General features: G+C 61.7%; 16 protein-coding genes. 9 read left to right on the forward strand and 7 right to left on the reverse strand.

The window, feature by feature from the left end; genetic code table 11:
- Positions 1 to 72 precede the first annotated feature (72 nt).
- From argJ to ribA, 4 genes are all read left to right on the forward strand, one after another.
- Positions 73 to 1,293 (forward strand): bifunctional glutamate N-acetyltransferase/amino-acid acetyltransferase ArgJ, encoded by a 1,221-nt coding sequence (gene argJ, locus MLC59_RS06835; RefSeq protein WP_248232492.1) that lies wholly within the window; start codon positions 73 to 75, stop codon positions 1,291 to 1,293.
- A gap of 1 nt (position 1,294) precedes the next feature.
- Positions 1,295 to 2,272, forward strand: coding sequence for a Nudix family hydrolase (locus MLC59_RS06840; RefSeq protein WP_248232494.1), 978 nt, complete (start codon positions 1,295 to 1,297; stop codon positions 2,270 to 2,272).
- Positions 2,269 to 2,745, forward strand: coding sequence for a cyclic pyranopterin monophosphate synthase MoaC (gene moaC / locus MLC59_RS06845; RefSeq protein WP_248232497.1), 477 nt, complete (start codon positions 2,269 to 2,271; stop codon positions 2,743 to 2,745). The genes MLC59_RS06840 and moaC overlap by 4 nt, the downstream gene beginning before the upstream one ends.
- A gap of 229 nt (positions 2,746 to 2,974) precedes the next feature.
- Positions 2,975 to 3,586 carry a GTP cyclohydrolase II gene (gene ribA, locus MLC59_RS06850; protein ID WP_248232504.1) on the forward strand — a complete coding sequence of 204 codons (612 nt, stop codon included), beginning with the start codon at positions 2,975 to 2,977 and terminating at the stop codon, positions 3,584 to 3,586.
- Between the two features lie 136 nt (positions 3,587 to 3,722).
- Here ribA and dxs read toward each other — a convergent pair whose 3' ends face one another.
- From dxs to MLC59_RS06870, 4 genes are all read right to left on the reverse strand, one after another.
- Positions 3,723 to 5,651, reverse strand: a complete 1,929-nt coding sequence (gene dxs, locus MLC59_RS06855) for a 1-deoxy-D-xylulose-5-phosphate synthase (protein WP_248232506.1) — start codon at positions 5,649 to 5,651, stop codon at positions 3,723 to 3,725.
- A gap of 107 nt (positions 5,652 to 5,758) precedes the next feature.
- Positions 5,759 to 6,658, reverse strand: a complete 900-nt coding sequence (locus MLC59_RS06860) for a polyprenyl synthetase family protein (protein WP_248232509.1) — start codon at positions 6,656 to 6,658, stop codon at positions 5,759 to 5,761.
- 2 nt (positions 6,659 to 6,660) lie between these two features.
- Positions 6,661 to 6,927, reverse strand: coding sequence for an exodeoxyribonuclease VII small subunit (locus MLC59_RS06865; protein ID WP_248232512.1), 267 nt, complete (start codon positions 6,925 to 6,927; stop codon positions 6,661 to 6,663).
- Between the two features lie 98 nt (positions 6,928 to 7,025).
- Complete coding sequence (locus MLC59_RS06870) at positions 7,026 to 7,811, reverse strand: NRDE family protein (protein ID WP_248232524.1); 786 nt, start codon at positions 7,809 to 7,811, stop codon at positions 7,026 to 7,028.
- Between the two features lie 128 nt (positions 7,812 to 7,939).
- Between MLC59_RS06870 and MLC59_RS06875 the strand changes: the two genes are divergently transcribed.
- The 4 genes from MLC59_RS06875 (at position 7,940) to MLC59_RS06890 (ending at position 11,364) form a co-directional block, all read left to right on the forward strand.
- Positions 7,940 to 8,722, forward strand: coding sequence for a sulfite exporter TauE/SafE family protein (locus MLC59_RS06875; RefSeq protein ID WP_248232659.1), 783 nt, complete (start codon positions 7,940 to 7,942; stop codon positions 8,720 to 8,722).
- Positions 8,723 to 8,731: 9 nt separating this feature from the next.
- On the forward strand, positions 8,732 to 9,520 hold the full coding sequence (gene lgt, locus MLC59_RS06880) for a prolipoprotein diacylglyceryl transferase (RefSeq protein WP_248232535.1): 789 nt from the start codon (positions 8,732 to 8,734) through the stop codon (positions 9,518 to 9,520).
- Positions 9,517 to 10,356, forward strand: a complete 840-nt coding sequence (locus MLC59_RS06885; protein ID WP_248232536.1) for a thymidylate synthase — start codon at positions 9,517 to 9,519, stop codon at positions 10,354 to 10,356. The genes lgt and MLC59_RS06885 overlap by 4 nt, the downstream gene beginning before the upstream one ends.
- Positions 10,357 to 10,851: 495 nt before the next feature.
- A complete protein-coding gene (locus MLC59_RS06890) occupies positions 10,852 to 11,364 on the forward strand; it encodes a dihydrofolate reductase (protein WP_248232540.1) in 513 nt (170 codons plus the stop codon).
- On the opposite strand, the gene MLC59_RS06895 is transcribed toward MLC59_RS06890, so the two are convergent.
- Positions 11,352 to 12,869 (reverse strand): DEAD/DEAH box helicase, encoded by a 1,518-nt coding sequence (locus MLC59_RS06895; protein ID WP_248232549.1) that lies wholly within the window; start codon positions 12,867 to 12,869, stop codon positions 11,352 to 11,354. The genes MLC59_RS06890 and MLC59_RS06895 overlap by 13 nt on opposite strands.
- 379 nt (positions 12,870 to 13,248) lie before the next feature.
- On the opposite strand from MLC59_RS06895, the gene MLC59_RS06900 reads away from it, so the two are divergent.
- Entirely contained in the window at positions 13,249 to 14,034 is a 786-nt protein-coding gene (locus tag MLC59_RS06900; protein WP_248232551.1) for an acyl-CoA thioesterase, read from the forward strand.
- A 21-nt stretch (positions 14,035 to 14,055) separates the two neighbouring features.
- On the opposite strand, the gene MLC59_RS06905 is transcribed toward MLC59_RS06900, so the two are convergent.
- Together MLC59_RS06905 and MLC59_RS06910 are read right to left on the reverse strand one after the other, a co-directional pair.
- Positions 14,056 to 14,952: a haloalkane dehalogenase gene (locus tag MLC59_RS06905; RefSeq protein ID WP_248232557.1), complete on the reverse strand. Its 897-nt coding sequence runs from the start codon at positions 14,950 to 14,952 to the stop codon at positions 14,056 to 14,058.
- A gap of 116 nt (positions 14,953 to 15,068) precedes the next feature.
- Positions 15,069 to 15,320 (reverse strand): hypothetical protein, encoded by a 252-nt coding sequence (locus tag MLC59_RS06910; protein WP_248232559.1) that lies wholly within the window; start codon positions 15,318 to 15,320, stop codon positions 15,069 to 15,071.
- Positions 15,321 to 15,373: the final 53 nt, after the last annotated feature.

Genomic DNA, 15,373 nt, shown 5'->3' on the forward strand with positions numbered 1-15,373 from the left:
GGGCTGCGGGTTTTTTGATAGTGACTCATGTTATTCCGGCGGTCGCTACCGGCGACGCCCAAGGAGGAGAGTATGGCGGTTGGTCCCGCAACATTGCCCGAGCGTTTTTTTCCGGTAGCCGGCGTCCGGCTGGGTATCAGCAGCGCGGGTATCAAGAAGCCCGGTCGCAAGGATGTGGTGGTTATTGAACTGTCCAAGGGCAGCCGGGTGGCTGGTATCTTCACCACCAACCAGTTCTGTGCTGCCCCGGTACATGTTGCCCGGGCTCACCTTGAGGAAGGGGAACCCCGCTACCTGCTGATCAATACCGGTAATGCCAACGCGGGTACCGGGGAGACCGGCATGCGTGATGCCAGTGCCTGCTGTGAGGCCCTGGCCCGAGAGGCAGGCAGCAAGGCGCACTCAGTGTTGCCATTTTCGACCGGGGTTATCGGCGAACCCCTGCCGGTAGACAAGATCGTCAAGGCACTGCCTGCGGCACTGGAGGACCTTTCCGAGAGTCACTGGGCCGAGGCCGCAGCCGGCATCATGACCACGGACACGCGCCCAAAGGGGGCCTCGCGGCAGGTCGAGATTGACGGCAAGACCATCAATATTTCGGGTATCAGCAAGGGCGCCGGGATGATCCGTCCCAACATGGCCACCATGCTGGGTTTTATCGCCACCGATGCGTCGATCTCCCCGCGGGTGTTGCAGAAACTGGCCAGCGAGCTGGGAGAGGAGTCCTTTAACAGGATTACGATCGATGGCGATACGTCCACCAACGACGCCTGTATGCTGATTGCCACCGGCGAGGCCGGGGCGGGTGTGGCCACAGTCGAGGGTGAACACTACCCGGTTCTCAGGGAGGCCCTGCGGGAGGTCTATATGGAACTGGCCCACGCCATTGTGAAAGACGGTGAGGGGGCAACCAAGTTTGTCACCATTGAGGTAGCTGGCGCTGCTGGCCAGAAAGAGGCTCTGGACGTGGCGTACACCGTGGCCCATTCCCCGCTGGTAAAGACGGCCCTGTTCGCCTCGGACCCGAACTGGGGGCGAATCCTCGCCGCCGTCGGACGAGCAGGTGTGGAAGGGCTCGACCTGGACGCTATTGAGATATTCCTGGGCGATGTGTGCCTGGTGAGAAGTGGCGGCCGGGCTGATGACTATACGGAAGAGCGGGGCCAGGCCGTCATGGACCAGCAGGAGATCACCATTCGCATTGACCTTAAGCGGGGCCGTATCGAAGAGCGGGTATGGACCTGTGATTTTTCCCATGACTACGTCACCATCAATGCCGAATACCGCACCTGATATGACGTCAGCTGACCGCAAGGTGATCCATGTCGCTGTCGGGGTGATCTGGCGCGACGGTTGCGTTCTGATCGCCCGCCGCCCGGAGGCGGCCCACCAGGGTGGTCTGCTGGAGTTCCCCGGCGGCAAGGTGGAGCCAGGCGAGACTGTGCAGCAGGCGCTGGTTCGGGAGCTCCTCGAGGAAACTGCCATTACGGTGTGCGCTGAAAACCTGCAGCCACTGATTGGCATTCGCCACGATTACGGCGACAAGGAGGTCTTCCTGGATGTCTGGGCGGCGGAAATATCCACAGGTGAGCCCCGGGGCCTGGAGGGCCAACCGGTATTCTGGATGGCTCCCGGGCAGTTGCAGGCAGGGGATTTTCCAGCCGCCAACCGGCCCATTATCTCCGCCGTCCGCCTGCCAGGCAGGCTTGCCATCAGCGGCGATGAGGTGTCACCCGAAGCGGTGGTTGGGCGCCTTCTGGATCGCTGGAGCCATACGGATACGCCGCTGGCGATTCTGAGGCTGCCGTCCATGTCTGCCCGGGACTACGCTGACACCGTCAGGCAGTGCCTTAGGCGTTTGCCTGGAGCCTCGCTGATGGTCCATGATCGCCCGGAGTTGCTGGCAGACCTGCCGGTCGCAGGCGTGCACCTGAGTTGGCGCCGGGCTGCCGCATTGAAGGAGCGCCCTGTACCGGCGGATTGCTGGTTTGGCGTTTCATGCCATAGCAGCGAGGAGCTGGCCCATGCGGCGGCGGTAGGTGCGGACTATGCGACCCTGGGGCCGGTGTTGCCGACACCGTCCCACCCGGGAAATGCCGGCACAGGCTGGGAACATTTCGCAGACATGGCTGCCCATGCGGTCATCCCGGTCTATGCCCTGGGTGGGGTTGGGCCAGGGCATCTACAAACGGCCTTACAGGCCGGGGGGCAGGGCATCGCGGGGATTTCCTGGTGGTGGCCGGCACGCACAACTGATTCGGAGGCACGATGAGCAAACTGACCCACCTGGATGACCAGGGCGCAGCTCGCATGGTGGATGTGGGTGACAAGTCGGTCACGCAACGGGAAGCGGTTGCGGAGGGGCGTATCCTGATGGACCCGAGAACCCTTGCCATGATTCTGGATGGTGAGCATCCCAAGGGGGATGTGCTGGCGGTGGCCCGGGTTGCGGGCATTATGGCGGCCAAGAAAACCCATGAGCTGATTCCGCTGTGCCATGCGCTGAATCTCTCCTCTGTAAAACTGGCGTTTACGCCGGAGCAGGATCCTTCCTCGGTTCACATCGAGGCCCGTTGCAAGTTGTCCGGTCAGACCGGGGTGGAGATGGAGGCCCTTACCGCAGTGAGTGTGGCCGCGTTGACGCTGTACGATATGTGCAAGGCCGTGGACAAGGGCATGGAGATTACCGGGGTGCGGTTGCTGGAGAAGAAGGGCGGCCGCAGTGGGCATTGGCAAGCTGAATGATTTCGCTACGTGCAATTGGCCTTGGGGGAGGGCAGGTGCCGGAAAGCCCTACCCGGCACCCGGCCTCGAAGTCCGAGTAGGTCATCCGAACCTCCCTGTCTCGCGTATCAGAGGGCGTTCGTATCTCCGCAGGTGGTGTTAGAGGATATCGGCTATCTGGAACTACGCCGGGTGGCCGCCATCTGCTAGAATGCCCCGCTTACTGAACCAGCACTCATGAGGAACCACTGTGGCTGTTCGCTACATCCAGACCTGTCGCCTGCCTACCCCTTTCGGTGTCTTTGACATGCACGGTTTCGAGGAACCGGATACCGGCAAGGAGCATATTGCCCTGACCCTGGGTGATTTGAACAGTGACGAGCCCATGCTGGCCCGTACCCATTCTGAATGCCTGACCGGCGATGCCTTGTACAGCATGCGTTGTGACTGCGGCTACCAACTCGAGGAAGCCTTGCGGAGCATCGCCCGGGAGGGGCGTGGTATTCTGATGTACCTGCGCCAGGAAGGCCGTGGCATCGGTCTGTTGAACAAGATCCGGGCGTACAAGTTGCAGGACGAAGGGGCCGATACGGTGGAGGCCAATGAGCGCCTGGGCTTTGCCGCTGACCTGCGGGACTACACCATGTGCAAGGACATGCTGGGTCATCTTGGCATCAGTAGCCTGAAACTAATGACCAACAATCCCCGCAAGGTGGATGCGTTGCGTTCGCTGGGCATCGATATCGCTGAGAGGGTCCCGCTCCATGTGGGGCGCAACCCCCACAACGAGCATTACCTCAACACCAAGCAGAGCAAGCTGGGCCACTGGCTGGAGACCCATCAGGACGACGATCCCCAGTAGTATGGGAATCCGGGGGACTTTCTGCCGCGCAGACTCCAGGACCTGACTAGCCGATTTCACCCCGCCATATGCGGTCAGTAAGCGTTAACTCAATAGTTTGCCGGTAGTGGGGCGAGGGAAGCACCGAGGCGGCTTATCAGGGAGCAGCCTTGAGGTCAGGCTCACGCCCAACCAGCCGCTTGCGAATCGACGCCTCAATACCCGCAGCACCCAGTCCCACTTCCGCCAATAGCTCGCCGTGCTTGCCATGGTCCACATAGCGATCCGGCAGGCCCAATTGCAATACCGCCTTCGCGATACCTTCCCGGTTCAGGAATTCGGTCACCGCACTGCCGGCGCCCCCGGCAATGGCATTCTCCTCCAGGGTAACCACCACCTCATGGGTGCTCACCAACTCCTTCACCAGGGCTTCGTCCAGTGGCTTCACAAAGCGCATGTCGGCAACCGTCGCATTGAGCTTGTCAGCGGCCTCCAGGGCGGCTGGCAGGCGGGTGCCGAAGTTCAGGATAGCTATCGACTCCCCCTCGCGCACAACACGACCACGACCGACAGGCAGAGGCTGGAGTTGCTGTTCAATGACTGCGCCCGGGCCCGTGCCCCGTGGGTAGCGAACGGCTGCTGGGCCCTCGTGCATCAGCCCGGTCTGCAGCAACTGGCGGGTCTCGTTTTCATCAGAGGGTGTCATGACCACCATGTTCGGAATACAGCGAAGGTAACTCAGGTCAAACGCGCCGGCGTGGGTGGGGCCGTCTTCGCCCACCAGGCCTGCCCGGTCAATGGCGAAGAGTACGTCCAGGTTCTGGATTGCCACATCGTGTATCAGCTGGTCGTAGGCCCGCTGCAGGAAGGTGGAATAGATGGCCACTACCGGCTTGGCGCCGTCGCAGGCCAGGCCGGCCGCCAGGGTAACCGCGTGCTGTTCGGCGATGGCCACGTCATGGTAACGGTCCGGGAAGCGCTCTGAGAACGCCAGCAGGTCGGACCCTTCGCACATGGCGGGGGTAATGCCGACAATGCGCTCGTCCTGTTCAGCAGCGTCACAGAGCCACTGGCCGAAGACGTTGGCGTACTTGGGAAGCTTGGGTTTCGGCTTTACCGGCTCCGGCTTGCTGGCAGGCACCGGCTCGATCTTGTTGATGGCGTGGTAGCCAATGGGATCTTCCTCGGCCGGGGCGAAGCCCTTGCCCTTGCGGGTCACCACATGGAGGAACTGGGGGCCGCCCAGCTCGCGGATATTCTCCAGGGTTTCCACCAGCAATGGCAGGTCGTGGCCATCAATGGGGCCGATGTAGTTGAAGCCCAGTTCTTCGAACAGGGTGCCGGGGGCGATCATGCCCTTGAAGTGTTCCTCGGTCTTGCGGGCCAGGGCCATCAGGGGCGGGGCTGCCTGCAGCACGCGCTTGCTGCTGTCCCGCATCTGGTTGTAGGTGCGGCTGGAAAGCAGGCGGGCGAAATAGTTGGACAGCCCGCCGACATTCTTGGAGATGGACATGTCGTTGTCATTGAGGATGACGAGCATGTCCGCGTCCAGGTGGCCGGCATGGTTCAGCGCCTCGAACGCCATACCGGCTGTCATGGCGCCGTCACCGATAACCGCGATACTGTGACGACCACTCTGCTGCTGCCGTGCAGCCAGCGCCATGCCCAGGGCAGCGCTGATGGAAGTGCTGGAGTGGCCCACGCCGAAGGTGTCGTACTGGCTTTCCGAGCGCTTGGGGAAGCCGGCGAGGCCGCCTTTCTGGCGGATACTGCCCATCCGTTCGCGACGGCCGGTCAGGATCTTGTGGGGGTAGGCCTGGTGACCTACATCCCAGACCAGGCGGTCTTCCGGGGTATTGAAGACGTAGTGCAGGGCAAGGGTCAGTTCCAGCACCCCGAGCCCGGCCCCGAAATGACCGCCGGTCTGACCGACGGTCCACAGCAGGAATGCCCGCAGTTCCCGGGCCAGGGTCGGTAATTCATCATCCGACAGCAGGCGCAGCTGGTCCGGTGCATCAATGCGGTCCAGCAGCGGGGTGTGGGGCCGCTGAGCGGGGATTTCCTTGAAAATATATGTGTCCTGCATCCGTCCGGGTCTTGTGTCGGTGACTTCAGGGCTGTTCGGCATGGTTCAGCGGCCGGCAGTCCTTCTGGCTATAAAAGGGGCATTATAGGCCATGGGGCAGCGGGGGGTCAGTAGCGCCTTGACACTACGAACTCCGCCATGCCCCTGAGGGCGTCTGCCTCGGGACCGAACCCTGACAGACTGTCCCGGCACTGCTCCAACAGTGTGGCAAGGTAGGCCCGGGCGCCGTCAACCCCCATCAACGCTGGGTAGGTGGGTTTGCTGCGGGCAGCATCCGAGCCCTGGGGCTTGCCGATGATGCTGGTGTCGCCCTCGATGTCCAGTAGATCGTCCTGAACCTGGAACGCCAGGCCGATAGCCCGGGCGTAGTGGTCCAGTGAATCATGGTGCGAGGGTCCTCCCGCTGCGGCCGGCACTGACAGAACCCCCAGCCGGACGCTGGCCTCGATCAGTGCCCCGGTTTTGCGTCGGTGCATCTGCTCGAGTTGTTCCAGTGACAGGTCCCTTCCTACAGCCCCCAGGTCAATTGCCTGGCCACCTACCATGCCACCAGTGCCACTGGCCGCGGCGAGTTTCTGAACCATTGCCAGGCGGGTGTCTGCGGTCAGTGAGTGGGCGCCGGCCAGCCACTCGAACGCCAGGGCCTGCAGGGCATCGCCTGCCAGGATAGCGGTCGCCTGGTCGAAGCGGATGTGGGTGGTGGGGCGCCCACGACGAAGGTCATCGTCATCCATGGCGGGCAGGTCGTCATGGATCAGGGAGTAGGCATGGATCAGCTCCACGGCACAGGCGCAAACCAGTGCCTGTTCGGGTTCACCGCCGACAGCACAGGCGGCAGCCATGGCCAGGGCCGGGCGTATGCGCTTGCCGCCGCCCAATACGCTATAGCGCATGGCTTCGTGCAGGCGGCCGGGGGCTTCCTCGGTCGCCGGCAGGCGTTCTTCCAGTGCGTGGTCGGTGAGCGCGGCGCAGGTGGCGAGGAAGTCTTCGGTACGGGCGTAGGGCATGGTCAGCCAGTCTCCCCGCCGCTCTCTGGCGGGTTGAACGGCCGGGTTTCCAGGCTGCCGTCGTCCCGCTCCACCAGTTGCTGTACACGCTGCTCAGCCTGGCGAAGGGCCTGCTGGCATTCGCGAGTCAGTCGGACGCCCCGCTCGAAGGCGCCAAGGGATTGCTCCAGGGAAAGCTCGCCCTGCTCAAGGTCCCGCACCAGGCCCTCGAGTTCGGCCAGTGATTTTTCGAAATCGGCGATGGATGTGGTGTCCGGGGTATCAGCCATGGGGCTCTCCGTCAGATTCACGAAGGGGTGTCCGGGGGTCTTGCAAGACAGGACATCGGGTTCGGGGAGTATACCAGAGCGATCCGTCCTGCCGAACCTCAAGTCACACCAGGGCCCGGTCGCTTCCAGCAGAATCGTTGCTGCTCGCCCTGGCGCCCCTCGCGTTCCCACTGCTGCTCTGTCACCCGGACTTCTCCGGAACGAGCGACCGTGACCACCGTGCTGGCCCGAGTGCCATAGAAATCCGACGTAATAAACGGAGAGGACAGGAAGCGCTCCTGTTCGATTCCGATACCGGTATCCGGCAACAGGTGGTCAGGTGCTGGTGTGTTATCCCCCAGCGGTTCGAGCAGCATGTCGTGTAACGAATCTGGCTGTTGCGGGTTGCAGGTGGCAAGGTTGCTGCGCAGTTGCTCGCGCAGCCTGACCAGCTTGGGCCAGGGGCTTTGCAGCAGGTGGTTGCTGAGCCCATAGGTGCCCCGGTGGAGCCGGCGGCCAGGGTGGGCATCGCGGTTACTGTAATACCATCCCTCCCGGCCGGTTAGCTGGACCAGGTTGAAGCCCGCGTAGAGATTGCCATTGTCGGCCAGGTGCTGTTTCAGTTCATCAACCGGTTGCTCAAGCGCCAGTATCGGCAGCTTGCCGCGAGTGAGTCGCCCTGGTTCACCGCTACCCTCGCGTACGTTGGTTACTGCAGTGATTGTGCCGTTGGCGGATACCGCCAGCCAGGTGCCGCCGGAGCGATCATCACGACCCGCCAGGTAGTGATTGCCAGGCCACCAGTGCATAGGGGTGGTCGGGCGGTCATAGAACTCGTCCCGATTGGCGGCCAGCACCAGGGGAAACTCAGGGTGTTGGTCGATGGCAAACAGTATCAGGCACATAGGGTTTCCATGGCAGTGGCTAAGACAGAGTCAGGTGGGCACGGCGCCGGGCCGGTGCTTGGCCACCATCGTTTGTGTATGATACACGCTTTGTTTTTCAACGAACGGCGGTGCTTATGTCCCTGGTTATGGTATTCGGACTTTACCTCGCCCTCGGCGCCCTGGCTGGCACCCTGGCAGGGCTGTTCGGTATTGGCGGTGGTCTGGTCATCGTGCCGGTGCTGATTTTCAGTTTCGGAATGCAGGGTATCAGTGGCGAGATTGCCGCGCACCTGGCCGTGGGCACGTCCCTGGCGACCATTGTGTTCACATCCATCAGCTCGGTTCGCTCCCACCACCTCAAAGGTGCGGTGCGCTGGGAGGTCTTCCAGCCCATGGTGGCCGGGATTGTGGTGGGTGCAGCCCTTGGGGCCTGGACGGCCTCGTTGCTGAGTGGCCCGGTACTGGAACTGGTGATTGGTGTCTTTGTCATCCTGGTGGGCCTCAAGATGTTGCTGGACATCAATCCGAAAACCGCCCGCCCGGTTCCGGGTCACGGGGGACTGGCCGGTGCCGGTGGCGTGATTGGCTGGGCATCCGCCATTTTTGGTATTGGCGGTGGTACCCTGACGGTCCCTTTCCTGAGCTGGCGAAGTGTGCCCATGCAACAGGCGGTGGCCACATCCGCCGCATGCGGTCTGCCCATTGCCATTGCGGGGGCAACCACCAACCTGTGGACCGGCTGGGGGCATCCGGCACTACCCGACTACGCGGTCGGTTTCGTGTACCTGCCGGCGCTGATTGGTATCGTTGCCACCAGTGTATTGTTCGCCCGTTTCGGCGCCACCCTGGCGCACCGGCTGGATGCAAAGCTGCTCAAGCGGTTGTTTGCCGTCCTGTTGCTGATCGTCGGCGCTCGCTTCCTTCTCTGAGGTTTCTCAATGCTCAATCACCCGCAAATTGACCCGGTGGCCATCTCCCTGGGGCCACTGAAGATTCACTGGTACGGTCTGACCTACCTGGTCGGCTTTGCCGTCGGCTGGTGGCTGGGCAAGCTCCGGGCCCGCAAGGACTGGACGCCGGTGAACGAACAGCAAGTGGGCGACCTGCTGTTCTATATTGCCCTGGGGGTTATTCTGGGTGGACGCTTTGGCTACGTGGTGTTTTACAATTTTGACCAGTTCCTCGGGGACCCGCTTTGGCTGCTGCGGGTGTGGGAAGGAGGGATGTCCTTCCACGGTGGCCTGATTGGCGTGATGCTGGCGATGTGGTGGTATGGCCGTAAAATCGGCAGTAGTTTCTTTCGGATTGCGGACTTCGTGGCGCCCCTGGTACCGGTTGGCCTGGGCGCTGGCCGGATCGGTAATTTCATTAACGGCGAACTGTGGGGCAAGCCGACCGATGTGCCCTGGGGCATGGTGTTTCCCCAGGCGCCCGACGCCCTGGCACGCCACCCCTCCCAGCTCTACCAGTTTGCGCTGGAGGGTGTGGCCCTGTTCGTGGTCCTGTGGCTGTTCTCTTCCAAACCTCGCCCGACCATGGCAGTCTCCGGACTGTTTCTGATCCTTTACGGATGCTTCCGGGTGATCAATGAATTCTTCCGTCAGCCGGACCCCCAGCTGGGGTACCTTGCCTTTGACTGGCTCACCATGGGACAACTGCTTTCCCTGCCCATGGTGATCGCCGGTATGGCGCTGATGGCGTTTGCCTACAGGGGCGCAAAGTCATGAAAGCCTATCTCGAATTGATGAAGGATGTGGTCGCCACCGGTACCGACAAGGGCGACCGCACCGGCGTGGGTACACGCTCGGTGTTTGGCCGGCAGTTGCGGTTTGACCTGGAACAGGGCTTTCCGCTACTCACCACCAAGAAGGTACACCTGCGCAGCATTATCTATGAGTTGCTGTGGTTCCTGCAGGGTTCGACAGACAACAACTGGCTGCGGGAGCGGAAGGTCTCGATCTGGGACGAGTGGGCCCTGGATAACGGTGATCTGGGTCCAATCTACGGCAAGCAGTGGCGAAGCTGGCAGTGCCCGGACGGTCGGGTGGTGGATCAGATCAGCGAGGTGATCGAGCAGATCCGCACCAAGCCGAACTCCCGTCGACATATTGTGACGGCGTGGAACCCGGCGGAGCTGCCGGATGAGTCCATGAGTCCCCAGGATAATGCCCGTGAGGGTCGTATGGCGCTGGCGCCGTGCCATTGCCTGTTCCAGTTCTATGTGGCGGACGGACGGCTGTCCTGTCAGCTGTACCAGCGCAGCGCCGACCTGTTCCTCGGGGTGCCGTTCAATATTGCCTCCTACAGTTTGCTGACCCATATGATTGCTCAGCAGTGTGACCTGGAGGTAGGGGAGTTTGTGCACACCTTCGGGGACTGCCATCTTTACCAGAACCACCTGACGGATGACATTGTGTTCGAGCAACTCAAGCGCAAGCCGGGCCGGTTGCCTACGCTGAGGATCTTGCGGAAGCCGGATTCGATTTTCGAGTATCAGTATGAGGACTTCGAAATCGAGGGGTATGAGCCGCAGGGTGTTATCAAGGCGCCTATTGCTGTTTAGTCCGATTGGTTGGGCAGGCCAGCGTCTTCTCAAGGTGGAGCTTGAGACCTCTTTCAAGTCGGAACCTGAGGCTTTATTCAAACCGACACTCCGGTGTCCACGCACGGCCAGCTGGGGACCCTTTCCGGAACACGCCGCAAGTACGTCCATGTAGGCTCTTCGAAAAGGTCCCTCTTTTCGAAGGTTCCGGAAAGGGTCCCCAGCCACCCGTACGTCCATAGTGACGAGTTCGGCAGATAGTGTTTTGCCCGGTCTGGGCCCGGCTTTGCTGCTCCGCACTGCAAAAAAATCTGATGTTGGCCTCGTTTGTACTTTCAGGCTACGCCAAGGGTTTGAAGGACTGATGTCGGGGGGTGGTTTCCGGGACCCTCAAAAAGAGGGACCTTTTTGAGGAGCCTACATGGACGTACTTGCGGCGTGTCCCGGAAACCACCCCCCGACAGCAGGCCCGCCCCCGAAACCCGAAAACACGGAACAAAGTAAGGACCCTGAAAGATGAGAAAAGCCCTGATCGTAGCCATGTCCCGCAACCGGGTTATTGGCCGTAATAACAAATTGCCGTGGTATTTGCCCGGGGACCTGAAGTATTTCAAGCAGGCCACAATGGGCAAGCCCATCATCATGGGGCGCAGGACCTGGGAATCTATTGGCAAAGCCCTGCCGGGAAGACTGAACATCGTGGTGTCTTCAAACGAGCTGGAGTTGCCACCGGGTGTGGCGAAGGTCGAGACTCTGGACGAGGCCTTCAAGAAGGCCGAAGCCCAGGCCATGCTGGATGGTGTGGATGAAGTGATGGTGATCGGTGGGGGGCAGATCTACGAGGCGGTGCTGCCGGACATCGACCGCATCTACATTACCCAGGTCCATGCCGAGATAGAGGGCGATGCCTTCTTCCCGGAAATCGACCTGGAGCAATGGCAGGAAATCGGACGGGAGGATTTCTCCGCGTCCGATAATAATCCCTACGACTACAGCTTTGTGGTGTACCAGCGGCCTCAGTCTGCCTGACGGCGCTTGGCAGGCTTGAAGCCGTCGCGCTTGCCGCCTGACCTGGCGCCTGGCTTGCCACCGGACTTGTTGCCCCGATAACCGCCGGGTTTGCCGCCCGGTCCGCCCTTACGGAAGTTACCACGCTTGCCACCCGGGCCGCCTTTGCCCCTGGGAGGGTTGGCGGACGGTATCGGCAGCTCTGACGGGGTTTCCAGTGGCAGCGAACCCGGTTGGGCGGACTCCATCCAGCAGGCCAGGGCGCCGGCCAGCATGGCCATGTCCATATCATTGCGTTCGGCAATATCGTCCAGAAGGCCCATGGCCTTGGCCAGCTTGCCGTCTTCAGTGAAGCCCATGAGCTGACTTTCGAACTGCTCCTGGCGGAGCTTCTGAAGTGCCGCCGGAGTGGGTAGTTCGTACGGCTCCATGGGCGAGTTGGTGGCACGCTCCAGGGTGCGTAGCCAGCTGCGCTCACGGGGGGTGACCAGCAGGATTGCCTTGCCGGCACGACCGGCGCGGCCCGTGCGGCCCACGCGGTGAATATAGGCTTCGCTGTCGTAGGGCACGTCGTAGTTGATGACGTGGGTAATCCGTGGCACATCCAGGCCCCGGGCAGCCACGTCAGTGGCGATGATCAGGTCCTTCTTGCCTCGCTTGAGGTCTTCCACGGTCTGTTCCCGCTGGCGCTGATTCAGGTCGCCGTTCAGGGGGGCCACGGAGTGACCGCGGGCCGCCAGCTTCTCGGCCAGCAGGGTGGTTTCTGCCTTGGTGCGCACGAAGATAATGGCCGCATCGATCGGCTCCACTTCCAGGATGCGGGTCAGCGCATCCAGCTTGCGCTCACCGAAGGTCGGCAGTACGAACTGGGAAATCCGCTCAACCGTGCGGGTTTCGCTCTTGATTTTGACTTCCCGGGCGTCGCTCAGGTAGGTGTTGGCAACCCGGGCGATGGCCGGCGGCATGGTGGCAGAGAACAGCGCGCGCTGGCAGCTGTCCGGAGTGCTGGCAAGGATGGCTTCGACATCGTCGATAAAGCCCATGCGCAGCATCTCGTCCGCTTCATCCAGCACCAGGGCCTTCAGGTTGTTCAGCTTCAGCTTGCCGCGACGCAGGTGGTCCAGCAGGCGCCCCGGGGTGCCGACGATGACCTGTGAGCCCCGGTTCAGGGCCTTGAGCTGGGGTGCGAAATCCGCGCCGCCGTAGATGGGGAGCACGTGGAGCTGGCGGAAACCGCTGGCATAGGTAGTAAAGGCTTCGGCGACCTGGATGGCCAGTTCCCGGGTGGGGGTCAGTACCAGAATCTGGGTGGACAGGTCGTCTGCGTCGATGCGGCTGAGCAGGGGCAACGCAAAGGCGGCCGTCTTGCCGGTACCGGTCTGGGCGATACCCAGCAGGTGGCGTCCTTCCAGCAGCACCGGTATGGCCTGGGCCTGGATGGGAGACGGGGTTTCATAGCCAACGGTACGGACAGCTTCGAGCACAGCCGGGTCGAGGCCGAGTTCAGCAAAGGTTTGTTCTGACATTCAATTACCTGGTATTCGGGATGGGGGAGCCACAGATCTGGAGGCCGGTAACAGCCTGAAACCGGAAGAAGGACGGGCTCCTGAAGCTACCGGCTGAGCGCGTCGGGGTAGCCTGTTGAACCTTGGACGGTTCGCGAACCCCATAAACCCGGCTGGTATCGTCACGGACCGGTCGCCGGTTTGGCGTTGGGGTCCGTGGGTCTGGTCATCCTGTTGATGACGCGGCGCAGTATACGCGGTTGTCAGCTGGTTTTATAGCGGTGCGGAGCATCCGGCGGTAGGTAATTGCCCGTGTGACTTGTGTCATGAAGCGCTTTGGGGCAGTCTTTTGGGTTTATATAATACGCATCCTCATCAATTAACCGGAGACACCATTGCCATGAATCTCGAGGAAATCCTGGCCTCGGCGGCCAACAACGAAGTGACTATTCCTGCTGTCTGGGCCCAGGGACGGGCAACGTTCGGCGGTGTCACAGGCGCCCTGGCCTGTGAGCGGATGCAGTCTGTGGTAACGCCGGGGCGTCCGCTGCGGGCCATGCAGGTGTCTTTCGTGGGGCCGGTTGAGCCGGGCATCCCGGTTGCACTTGAGGTGGAACTGTTGCGGGAAGGCAAGGCGGTCAGTCAGGCCATGGTCAGAATGGTGCAGAACGGCACTACCCGGCTGATAGCCATGGGTGCCTATGGTAGTGGTCGCGAATCCTTGGTAAGTGTTGCGCCTCAGCCGGCCCCGCAAGTGCCGGCCCCTGAAGACTGTGAGCCGACGCCTTTCATTAAGGGCGTCACACCCGACTTTGTCCAGTTTATCGAGACACGTTTGTGTTTCGGTAGCCGTCCGTTTTCAGGTGAGAAGCACCGGGATATTGGCGGCTGGATGAAGTTCCGTGAGGCGCCTTCCAGGCTGGACGATCCGGCCATCGTCGCGCTGATCGACGCCTGGCCACCGGTACCCCTGTCTCATCTGACCGAGTTTGCTCCCAACAGCTCGCTGACCTGGTCCGTTGAAATAATGGATCCCCGCCCGGCCATCAAGGTCGACGACTGGCTTCTATACCGGGCAGAAATTGACAAGGCGGATGACGGCTACTCCAACACCCATGCGCAGATATGGAACCGACAGGGTGAGCTGGTCGCCATCAGTCGCCAGACTGTGGCGGTGTTCGGTTAGACGCGGGGGTGCTCCGGCTGGTCAGGCCGCCAGGCTTGGCCGGCAGGCATCGATAATCACCCTGGCAAAGCTCTCGGCGGCGTCTTCCTGGAGGAAGTGCCCGCCGGAGAGGGTGATATGGGGCTGCCCCAGGGCGCCGGGAATCTTGCGCTGCAACGGCAGGTGCCCGCCACGGGTGCCCGGGTCGGAATCGCTGAAGCAGGTGATGAACGGCTTCTGCCATCCCTCCAGGAATCGCCATAACCGCTGGCGGTTCAGTTCCTTGTGAGGTTGCCCCAGGGTGCTGGCGAATGACCGTGCCCCGGCCTTGTAGCGATCGCTGGGGAAGGGGGCATCGTAAGCGTCCCTCTCTGCCCTCGTCAGGGGGCGGGTGGTGCCCAGCTGGATCAGTTGAGGTACCGGGAACCATGGGCTGTAACGGGCAAACATCTGCCACATGCTGTGGGCCGGTGGCCTGGTTTCGTCCTCTCCGGGAACCACGGCATTGGCGGCGATAATCCGGCTGAACCGGTCTGGCTGTCGCATGACCAGTGCGAGGGCGAGCAGCGATGTTCGGTTCTGGCATACCAGGGTGACGTTGTTGAGGTCGAGGGCCAGTAGCCACTGCTCCAGCCAGTCCAGGTGCCGGTCAAAGGAATAGTCTTGCTGGTGCTCCGGCTTGTCGGACCGGCCAAAACCTATCAGGTCCGGCGCAAGGGCGCGCAGCCCCGCCCCTGCCACCAGCGGAATCATGTGGCGGTACAGGTAGGCCCAGCCGTGTTCGCCATGCAGGAGTACCACTGGCGCCGCTTTCTCCGGGCCGTGGTCCACATAGTGAAGGCGAAGCGGAAGCTCTGTGCCTACCTCGACATAGTGGGGCGGGAAAGGAAAGTCCGGCAGATCCCGGAAACGGGATTCGTCGGTTCTGAGAATACGCATACCATCGACTGCTCTGGCTGACTGCAAGCGTGTCCGGAGGACCTGATGGGAACCAGCTTAGAGCAGATGGCAATTCTTTGTGTGGGCTTTACGTAACAGAGCGTTATCGATTTGAATCAGACTGCGACGCGGTTCTCGTCACGCTGCCGTTCTGCGGCAGCCATGGCGTCGTCACAGCAGTTCACTGCGCCGCAGTCGTCAGCCGAACACAGGCCGATGGTGTTGCAGGGAAGGTCATAGCGGTTCTCTCCTTCGTTGGCGAAGATCCGCTTGGCAGGGAGGATAGACCTGCAATGGCCGCAAAGAAGCGTTGGAACCGTGCTGTTTTCAGCCAACACTGCGGTGTAGAAATCGTAATATTCACTCATGGTTGCTCCTTGTTTTGATGTCCATGACGGTCGCCTGGTCCGTGGCCGGTGAT

The sequence above is a fragment of the Marinobacter bryozoorum genome, assembly GCF_023156245.1.
Classification (GTDB): Bacteria; Pseudomonadota; Gammaproteobacteria; order Pseudomonadales; family Oleiphilaceae; genus Marinobacter; species Marinobacter bryozoorum.

Coding starts and splice junctions, on each gene's coding strand:
- moaC (WP_248232497.1), top strand. CDS start 2,269: ATGAGCAAACTGACCCACCTGGATGACCAGGGCGCAGCTCGCATGGTG.
- MLC59_RS06870 (WP_248232524.1), bottom strand. CDS start 7,811: ATGTGCCTGATACTGTTTGCCATCGACCAACACCCTGAGTTTCCCCTG.
- argJ (WP_248232492.1), top strand. CDS start 73: ATGGCGGTTGGTCCCGCAACATTGCCCGAGCGTTTTTTTCCGGTAGCC.
- MLC59_RS06900 (WP_248232551.1), top strand. CDS start 13,249: ATGAATCTCGAGGAAATCCTGGCCTCGGCGGCCAACAACGAAGTGACT.
- MLC59_RS06875 (WP_248232659.1), top strand. CDS start 7,940: ATGGTATTCGGACTTTACCTCGCCCTCGGCGCCCTGGCTGGCACCCTG.
- MLC59_RS06840 (WP_248232494.1), top strand. CDS start 1,295: ATGACGTCAGCTGACCGCAAGGTGATCCATGTCGCTGTCGGGGTGATC.
- MLC59_RS06910 (WP_248232559.1), bottom strand. CDS start 15,320: ATGAGTGAATATTACGATTTCTACACCGCAGTGTTGGCTGAAAACAGC.
- MLC59_RS06865 (WP_248232512.1), bottom strand. CDS start 6,927: ATGGCTGATACCCCGGACACCACATCCATCGCCGATTTCGAAAAATCA.
- lgt (WP_248232535.1), top strand. CDS start 8,732: ATGCTCAATCACCCGCAAATTGACCCGGTGGCCATCTCCCTGGGGCCA.
- MLC59_RS06860 (WP_248232509.1), bottom strand. CDS start 6,658: ATGCCCTACGCCCGTACCGAAGACTTCCTCGCCACCTGCGCCGCGCTC.
- dxs (WP_248232506.1), bottom strand. CDS start 5,651: ATGCAGGACACATATATTTTCAAGGAAATCCCCGCTCAGCGGCCCCAC.
- MLC59_RS06905 (WP_248232557.1), bottom strand. CDS start 14,952: ATGCGTATTCTCAGAACCGACGAATCCCGTTTCCGGGATCTGCCGGAC.
- MLC59_RS06890 (WP_248232540.1), top strand. CDS start 10,852: ATGAGAAAAGCCCTGATCGTAGCCATGTCCCGCAACCGGGTTATTGGC.
- MLC59_RS06885 (WP_248232536.1), top strand. CDS start 9,517: ATGAAAGCCTATCTCGAATTGATGAAGGATGTGGTCGCCACCGGTACC.
- MLC59_RS06895 (WP_248232549.1), bottom strand. CDS start 12,869: ATGTCAGAACAAACCTTTGCTGAACTCGGCCTCGACCCGGCTGTGCTC.